At 67.5% G+C, this 6,209-nt stretch carries 8 protein-coding genes; all 8 read left to right on the top strand.

Going from position 1 to position 6,209, the window contains the following annotated elements; all coding sequences use genetic code 11:
* The first annotated feature begins 172 nt into the window (after positions 1-172).
* A complete protein-coding gene (locus AB0M20_RS21675; RefSeq protein WP_364300766.1) occupies positions 173-460 on the top strand; it encodes a type VII secretion target in 288 nt (95 codons plus the stop codon).
* Positions 457-1,857 (top strand): hypothetical protein, encoded by a 1,401-nt coding sequence (locus tag AB0M20_RS21670; RefSeq protein ID WP_364300764.1) that lies wholly within the window; start codon positions 457-459, stop codon positions 1,855-1,857. Before AB0M20_RS21675 ends, AB0M20_RS21670 begins: the two co-directional genes overlap by 4 nt.
* 31 nt (positions 1,858-1,888) lie before the next feature.
* Positions 1,889-2,398, top strand: a complete 510-nt coding sequence (locus AB0M20_RS21665) for a hypothetical protein (RefSeq protein ID WP_364300762.1) — start codon at positions 1,889-1,891, stop codon at positions 2,396-2,398.
* 71 nt (positions 2,399-2,469) lie between these two features.
* Positions 2,470-2,634, top strand: a complete 165-nt coding sequence (locus AB0M20_RS21660; protein ID WP_364300759.1) for a hypothetical protein — start codon at positions 2,470-2,472, stop codon at positions 2,632-2,634.
* A 71-nt stretch (positions 2,635-2,705) separates the two neighbouring features.
* Complete coding sequence (locus AB0M20_RS21655; protein WP_364300757.1) at positions 2,706-4,049, top strand: MFS transporter; 1,344 nt, start codon at positions 2,706-2,708, stop codon at positions 4,047-4,049.
* Positions 4,050-4,101: 52 nt separating this feature from the next.
* On the top strand, positions 4,102-4,614 hold the full coding sequence (locus tag AB0M20_RS21650; RefSeq protein ID WP_364300755.1) for a SigE family RNA polymerase sigma factor: 513 nt from the start codon (positions 4,102-4,104) through the stop codon (positions 4,612-4,614).
* Positions 4,611-5,618 carry a hypothetical protein gene (locus tag AB0M20_RS21645; RefSeq protein WP_364300753.1) on the top strand — a complete coding sequence of 336 codons (1,008 nt, stop codon included), beginning with the start codon at positions 4,611-4,613 and terminating at the stop codon, positions 5,616-5,618. The genes AB0M20_RS21650 and AB0M20_RS21645 overlap by 4 nt, the downstream gene beginning before the upstream one ends.
* A gap of 79 nt (positions 5,619-5,697) precedes the next feature.
* On the top strand, positions 5,698-6,209 hold a 512-nt coding region (locus tag AB0M20_RS21640), incomplete at its 3' end, for a sigma-70 family RNA polymerase sigma factor (RefSeq protein ID WP_364300751.1).

The raw sequence follows: 6,209 nt of genomic DNA, 5'->3' as shown, positions 1-6,209 counted from the left end.
CGCGTACGGCACGAGGGCGGTCAGCGCGGCGACCGGCGCGGTCACGGACGCCGCCGTGCCCTCGACGACCGTGAAATGGTCGTCGGAAACCTCGAGGACGGTCATGCGCCGAGATTAGAGCGCATCTAGTACCGTGCCGAATGACCGTCTCGGAGGGTGGTGGCCACCGGCTGTGAGCGGCTTCGACGTCCAAATCGGCCAGCTGCGGAGTGCGGCCAAGGCGGCGGGATCTGCTGCGGACCAGGCCAGGGCGGTGAACCCGGGCACCGGCTTGGAGGCGATCGCGACAGCATTGCCGGGCGGGGTTGCGGCGACGCGCGCGTCCACTCTGGCGTCGACGTTCAATGACCGCGCGAAGGAATGGGCGGACGAGATCGACCGGTGGAGCGAGTCGGTCACGTCGGCGGCGAAGGAATATTCCGAGAGTGATGACTCCGCGAAAAGAGCCTTCGGGGGATGACTGTCAGCTACGACGACGTCCGCCAATGGAACGCCGAGGCGGTCGAGACATCGGCCACGGACCTGCGTGGCCGGCAGGACAAACTCATCGGGCTGCAGGATGAGCTCGACGCGGCCAGGAAATTGCCTGACTGGCGCGGCACCGCGGGCGAAGTCGCACGTAGTTCGCTGGGAAGTACGCGGAACAACGCCGAGATCCTGATCGCGGAGCTGTCCGCCGTCGAACGAGCCCTGCACAACGCGTCGGACGACGTGATAACTCTGAAGAGCCGGATCGCCAACAACGACTCCCTCGCCAACACCTACCAGTTCCGCATCTCCCCCGACGGCACGATCGTGGACACCAAGCCCGCCGACCCGCCGCCGAGGTCGCGGTTCGAGGCCGAGGAGCGCGCCGAGGCACAGCGGTACCGCGAAGCCATCAGGCGGCAGCTGGAGCAGGAAACAAAGGCGATACTCACCACGGCGAACAATATCGACACCACCCTCGCCCGGGTGATGCAGCTCGCGCAGGACCGCAAGATCAGCGACCACGACGCGACCACCCTGGCCGACGCCGGCAAGGGCGGGGAAATCGACGCCCAAGTGGTGGACATGGAGCAGTCGCTGCGCGACGCCGGGCTGCTGACCGGGCCGCCCGCCTCGGGTCTCTACCGGCAGTGGCTGGAGAACGCCGTGCGCCGAGGCGTGTCGATCGACACGATCACGAAGATCGCCGCCGACCACCACATCACACCGGAGGACTTCCAGGTCCTCGACGGCATGGAAGAGATCCGCGAGGACGAGGACGGCGACGGGATCTTCAAGTCGTACTTCCTGTTGCCGACCGACATCAGCGGGGACGCCGCGGCCGCCGCGGTGCGGATGACCTACCTGCTGAACGCGGGCACCGACTACGGCACCGAAGGTGAAACGACCGACTTCACGCCGACGGCGTACGGATCCGAGGAACTGCGGCGGATCACCGTCCGGCAACAGGAGAACTCCTGGAGCTACGACGACGACGTGGGATTCGTGCACGGCAACGGTGGGCGGTTGGTGACCACCCCGAACGGCATGCTGATGGGCTTGGGCGGGAACCTCATCCAGGACCAGTTCAGCCAGCGCGGCGGAACGACATGGGGCGACACGTTCATGCTGAACATCGACGACCCGCAAGATCCGGCGCAACAGCTGCGACAGGTGGTCACCTCGGGCCACGCATGGTACGAAGGCGATGACGGCCCGAACCAGGGTGCTCTCGACACGGACCGACTACTGCACCACGAGGAGCGCCACTCCCAGCAATGGGCGCGCGAAGGCTACACGGGCTTCCTCGCCTCCTATGTGTGGGAACAGGTCACCGGCGGCAACGAGACCGAGGAAGACGCGGGGCTTTCCGATGGCGGATATCACTAGACGCCTGCGCGTCGCCTGCGCAGCGCTGCTGGTGGCGACGGTGATCGCGGCGTGTGACACCAAGTCGCAATTCGAGCCGTCGCTGCCGCCGGCGGCCGGGTTCCGCCTCGACGACGACGTCCTGAAACTATGGACGGGCACCCCGTGCTCCGGCGTCATCCGCCTGAGGTTGATCTTCGACACCGGCACCCGGGACAGTGCGGAGCAGGTGTGGACCGCACCGCAGCCGGGAGTGACGGTGGAGCGCATGGACCTGCTCACGACCGCCGGGGAATCCTCCCCGGACACCGGCGGAGGTCTCCAGGTTCAAAAACCGCTGCCCGCCGGCTACGACTGGACCAAGGCAGGCGCGATCAACCTCTCCGTTGACGGCCCCAAGGCGTTCGGTGCCAGGGTCGACGTCGCCCAAGTGCTGCGCGAGTCGGCTGAGCACCCGTCCGGAAGCTACCTGTTCGGCCAGCAGGGCTGGATGGACGCGTCGGAGGTTCAACGTGAGAACCAGAAATCGTTCCTGACGATCTGCACTCCCGACCCGGAGTGATGGCGGCACACTGCACCCTGCGGACAGCCCTCCGGCGCCTCGTACTCGGCGCGTTCGTCGGCACCGTCATCTTGATCGTGCTGCTCGCGGGCGAGGCGGTGCTCAGTGCCATCGGACTGACGTCCGATCCGCACGGCTACGGAGTGTTCGCGGGAGTCCTGTTCGCGGCGGTCCTGACACCGGTCGCGCTCTCGCTGTGGCTGCTGTACCGATCAATGCGACGACGCGGCAAATGACATCCTCCCGACGATGTACGGCAACGAGGTAGCGGCGGATCTCTCGTACGTGACACCGCTAGGTTGATCTCATGGGTACGTTCCATCGGCTGGTCGCCAACACCTTGCTCGCGGGCATGACGAACAACCTCATCTGGTTCGCGCTGACGTTCTGGGCCTACCTGGAGACGCGCTCGGTGATCGCGTCGTCGGTGATCAGCGGCGGGTACATGCTTCTGCTCGCCACGTCGGGGCTGTTCTTCGGCACCTTCGTCGACCGGCACCGGCGCCGCGTCTCGATGCTGGTGTCCAGCACCGCGTCGCTGATCGCGTACCTCGCCGCCGGCCTGACCTATCTGGTCACACCCGCTGAACACTTGCGTGACCTGACCCGTCCGCAGTTCTGGGTCTTCGTCGCGCTGGTGCTGGCCGGCGCAATCGCCGGAAACCTGCGGGCGATCGCTCTCACGACCACGGTCACCGTGCTGGTCCCGGAGGACCGGCATGGTCAGGCCAACGGCCTGGTGGGCGCGACCAACGGTGTGTCGTTCGCACTTACCTCGGTCTTCAGCGGCCTGGCCATTGGCCTGCTCGGCATGGGCTGGTCGATCGTCATCACCGTCACACTCACCGCGGTGGCATTGATCGACCTGCTCACCATCACCTGGACCGAACCGGCGCCCACGCCGGACGCCGGCCCGACCTCCAGCTTCGACCTGCGCGGCGCGCTGCGAGCGGTACGCGAGGTGCCCGGCCTGCTGACGATCCTGTACTTCAGCACATTCAACAATCTGCTCGGCGGCGTGCTGATGGCCCTCGCCGACCCGTACGGGCTCAGCCTGGTCTCGGTCGAGGCCTGGGGCATCATCCTGGCCTTCACCAGCACCGGATTCATCGTTGGCGGCCTGCTGGTCGCCCGTCGCGGGCTCGGCAGCCGACCGGTACGTGCGCTGATGCTGGCGAATGTGGCGATGTGGACTGTGACGGTGCTGTTCCCGCTGCGGTCCTCGGTCGTCATGCTCACCGTCGGCTTCCTGGCCTACATGCTGCTGGTCCCGATCGCCGAGGCAGCCGAGCAGACGGTGATCCAGCGAGTCGTGCCGCTGGAGACGCAGGGCCGGGTGTTCGGATTCGCGCAGAGCCTGGAGACCGCCGCGTCACCGATCTCCACGTTCCTGGTCGGGCCGATCACTCAGGTATGGGTCATCCCGTTCATGACCACCGGCGCCGGCGTCTCGGCGATCGGAAGCTGGTTCGGCACCGGCGCGGACCGTGCCATGGCGCTGATGTTGATCATCGCCGGCCTGATCGGCCTGGTCGTCACCGTGCTCGCGATGCGCTCGCGGGCGTACGCGAACCTGTCCGACCGCTACGCCCACTCCGCACCCACCCCGATCGACGCGCCGCGAGACCTCGCACCCGGCGGGGGGACGTAGGACTGCCGCGGGAACCTTTTGGGGGGTCCAGGTCCCTTACTTAGGTATGGGCTTGCTTCACAGAGCGGAATCCGGGTACGAGGATTTCGTTGCCAGCCGGTACCGGGAGATCGTCCGCTTCGCCACGCTGCTGACCGGTGACGTGCGGCTGGGCGAGGATCTAGCCCAGGAGGGTCTGATCGCGGCCTATCGGTCGTGGCATCGGCTGAGCGGCCCGCAGGGGCGACCCGAGGCGTACGTGCGGCAGGTGATCGTCCGTACCGGGATGCGGGCCCGGCGCCGGCGCTGGCACGGCGAAGTGCCGACCGAGGATCTGCCGGACGTGCCCCGTGGCGGCTTCGCCGATCAGTCAGACCTCAGCGTGCAGGTGTTCGCCTGCCTGCGCCGGCTACCGGTCGAGCAGCGGGTGGTGCTGGTGTTGCGGTTCTGGGCCGACGCCTCCGAAACCGAAGTCGCGCACACCCTCGGCATCGCCGTGGGAACGGTCAAGAGCCGCACGTCGCGGGCCCTGGCGACGTTACGTGCCAATGGCTTGGTCCTGGAATCGTCTGAGGAGACCCCGTGAACACCAACGACATCAGAGACCTGCTGCACCGTGCGGCCGACTCCGTGACGCCGGCCGAGACCGATCCCGCCACCCGGATGGTCGCCCTCGGGCGGCGCAGCGTGCAGCGCCGCCGTGCCTGGGGAGCCGCCGGCTTCGTCGCCGCCGCGGTAGCGGCCGTCATTGGTGTGCCACTGGCAATGGGCATCCCGAAGCAGTCCGAGGTGCCCGCCGAAACCGGGGGGACGGTGAGCTTCGGTGGTCTGACGGTCGCCGTCCCCGACGGCTGGCCGACCGAGCGGGTCAGGTACTTCGACCCCTGCACCGCTGACCCACACACCGTCTACCTCGCCGAAGCGCTGGAGTCATGGCAGCCGAATCACCCTCGACCGCTGGACAGCCTCGCCAATTGCGAGTCCGATGGCCAGGAGTGGATGGCCGTCGTCAAGCAGGGTGCCGTCAGGTACCTCACCCCGCAGCGACTGGTGGTCAAGGACAGGCAGCCGCTGCAAGCGCGGCAGTACGACATGAACAACCCGTTCGTATGGGACTACCGCGCCATCAACGACCAGGATTGGGCGACAACCGCCTACCTCTCTGGCGACGAGAAGGTTCGCGAGCAGCTGCTCGAGCGCGTCACCTGGCCCACCGGCCCGGCTGCCCCACCCTCGGGCGGACTGGCGTTGCCCGACCGCATCACCAGCGCCAACAGCGAAGCGCCCAACGTGATGAGCGCGATGGACACCAAGACCCTGAACCAGATCCGAACCATCCTCGCCGGGCTGCGTGACCCCGTGCCCGCTGGTGAAGAATGCATCCTCCAAACGCCCGGCGTGACCGCCATCGATCTCGGTGACCGCACCGACCGCCTAACTGTGGTGCTGGGCAACGCGACGTGCCCCCAAGCAGTCTCGACCGGCGGGGGTCGCGTGAAGGTCCCGGCCGGCCTCGGCAAGCAGCTCCTCGACCTCATCGAAGCCAGCGACCGCGCGGCGGCCAAGCGCGTACCCGGAACCAAGGACTGACCGCAGGTGTCTACCGGCGGCCTCGCTCGGCGCGGCGCGCGCCCAGGCCGTGACCTTCACCGCGGGAATATGATCAGGTATGCCTTTGACGGTGGACGACGTCAACCGGTTCGAGCTGTCGAGGCCGCGTCTGGCGGCCATCGCCTACCGTCTTCTCGGCTCCGCGGATGAGGCGGAGGACGCCGTGCAGGAGACGTTCTTGCGCTGGCAGGCCGCCGACGTCGACCGCATCGAGGTCCCCGAGGCCTGGTTGACGAAGGTACTCACCAACCTGTGTCTCAACCAGCTCACCTCCGCGCGGGCACGCCGCGAGACCTACGTGGGCCGATGGCTCCCCGAGCCGCTGCTCGCGGGGGACCCGATGCTCGGCCCGGCCGACACCGCCGAGCAGCGCGAATCGGTCTCGTACGCGGTCCTCACCCTCATGGAGCGCCTGTCCCCCAACGAACGGGCCGTGTACGTGCTGCGGGAGGCCTTCGACTACCCGCACCGGGAGATCGCCGGAATCCTCGACATCACCGAGGCCGCCAGCCAGCAGATCTTTCATCGTGCCAAGAAGCATGTCGCCTCCGGCAAGGCCCGCACCGAGAT

It is taken from the genome of Actinoplanes sp. NPDC051633 (genome assembly GCF_040681735.1).
Lineage (GTDB): Bacteria > Actinomycetota > Actinomycetes > Mycobacteriales > Micromonosporaceae > Actinoplanes.
This window is presented reverse-complemented; position numbering and strand designations above follow the sequence as displayed.

Bases quoted from the DNA above. Each gene is read 5' to 3' on its own strand.
- AB0M20_RS21670 (WP_364300764.1), top strand. From the start codon at position 457: ATGACTGTCAGCTACGACGACGTCCGCCAATGGAACGCCGAGGCGGTC.
- AB0M20_RS21655 (WP_364300757.1), top strand. From the start codon at position 2,706: ATGGGTACGTTCCATCGGCTGGTCGCCAACACCTTGCTCGCGGGCATG.